2 protein-coding genes are annotated in these 1,568 nt (G+C 66.4%); one reads left to right on the forward strand and one right to left on the reverse strand.

Annotated features, from left to right (window positions below; genetic code table 11):
- The coding region (locus RMO97_RS17935; protein ID WP_310542381.1) for a carotenoid oxygenase family protein at positions 1–896 on the forward strand (896 nt) is incomplete at its 5' end.
- 7 nt (positions 897–903) lie between these two features.
- On the opposite strand, the gene RMO97_RS17940 is transcribed toward RMO97_RS17935, so the two are convergent.
- Positions 904–1,568 (reverse strand): sterol desaturase family protein (locus RMO97_RS17940; RefSeq protein ID WP_310542382.1); only part of this gene is annotated, 665 nt, incomplete at its 5' end.

Genomic DNA, 1,568 nt, shown 5'->3' on the forward strand with positions numbered 1-1,568 from the left:
ATCCGCGCGAATGCCCGGAGACCGGAGAGCTGCTGTTCTTCGGCTACCAGCTCGCGCGTGCGCCCCACCTCACCTACTACCGCGTGGACGCCGGCGGCGTGATGGTCGAGGCTGAGCCCATCGATCTGCCCAACCCGGTGATGATGCATGACTGGAACGTCACCCGGAACCATGTGGTGTTCATGGACCTGCCGGTGGTGTTTGACCTGAAGGCCGCCATGAAGGGCGAACCGCCTCTGGCGTTCCGGCGCGACGCCGGCGCGCGGCTGGGCGTGATGAAGCGCAACGGCGCAGGCGGCCAGGTGTGCTGGTTCGAGATCAACCCCTGCTACGTCTTCCACCCGGTCAACGCCTATGAGGACGGCGACGCCATCGTGATCCACGTCTGCCGCCAGGAACAGGCCATGGTCGGCGGGTTCGACAATCTCTACGGCGGCGAGGCCACCATAGGGCGGCTGTGGCGCTGGACCATCGATCTGACGTCCGGCGTCGTGACGGAAGACCAGGTGGACGACGCGCCCTGCGACTTTCCCCGGGTCAACGACAGCCGGGTCGGGCTGAAGGCTCGCTGGGGCTACACGGCCAGCCTGAACGCCAGGGCGCCGACCCTGACGCTGGGCCAGTACCTCCACAAGTACGACCTGGCGACGGGCGCGCGGACCACACGCGACTTCGGCCCCGACACCCATCTGGGTGAACCGATATTTGTCGCCCGCGATGGCGCAACGGACGAAGACGACGGCTGGATCCTGGCGCTCGGCCACGACGAAGCAAAAGACCAGTCCCAACTCGTGATCCTCCACGCCCAGGACTTCGACGGCGCTCCGGCCGCCACCATCACCCTGCCCCGGCGCATTCCCTACGGCGCCCATGGCGCCTGGATGGCGCGAGCCTGACGCGCGCCTATCGGGCGACCTCAGCGGTGGCGTCTTGCGGGACCGACCCAAGAGGCCGCCACGCCACCGCCGCAAAACGCGCGTGGTAGTCCGGATGCTCGGTGCCGAACCAGCGGTCCCAGCAGGTGAACCAGGCGCCGTAGTTGTAGCCGGACTGGGCGTGGTGCAGGTCGTGGTGGACGGTGGTGGTCATCCAATCCAGCAGCGGACGGCCGTCGGCGCGCGCCGGCATCAGCTCGTAGCCTGCATGCAGCAGGGTGTTGCGGAAGATCTGGTGCAGCATGAAGAACCCGGTGGCTTCCCAGGGTGTCGGCACGAACAGCGGCCAGATCACCACGAACAGCACCATCAGCACCGCCTCGCCGAAATCGAAACTGTAGGCCGTAAAGGGCGAGGGGTTGTTGCTCTTGTGGTGGCGACGGTGGAACGTGCGGAACCAGCGCGGTTTGTGCATCCAGCGATGGGTGGCATAGATCCAGGCGTCCTGGCCAATGATCATCAAGACGACGCTCGCCGCCAGCCACCAGGGGCCCCATGACCGTGCCATCTCTGACATCGGATAGGCGCCGGCCCGCTCCAGCAGGTTGATGCCAACGCTGAACGTCGAGAAGATAGCGATTGAACGGACAGAGAATGCGAACTCGCGGACCAGCTGTCCGCGCGGCGGCGTCT

It is taken from the genome of Phenylobacterium sp. (assembly GCF_031425575.1).
In the GTDB taxonomy this organism is placed as follows: domain Bacteria; phylum Pseudomonadota; class Alphaproteobacteria; order Caulobacterales; family Caulobacteraceae; genus Phenylobacterium.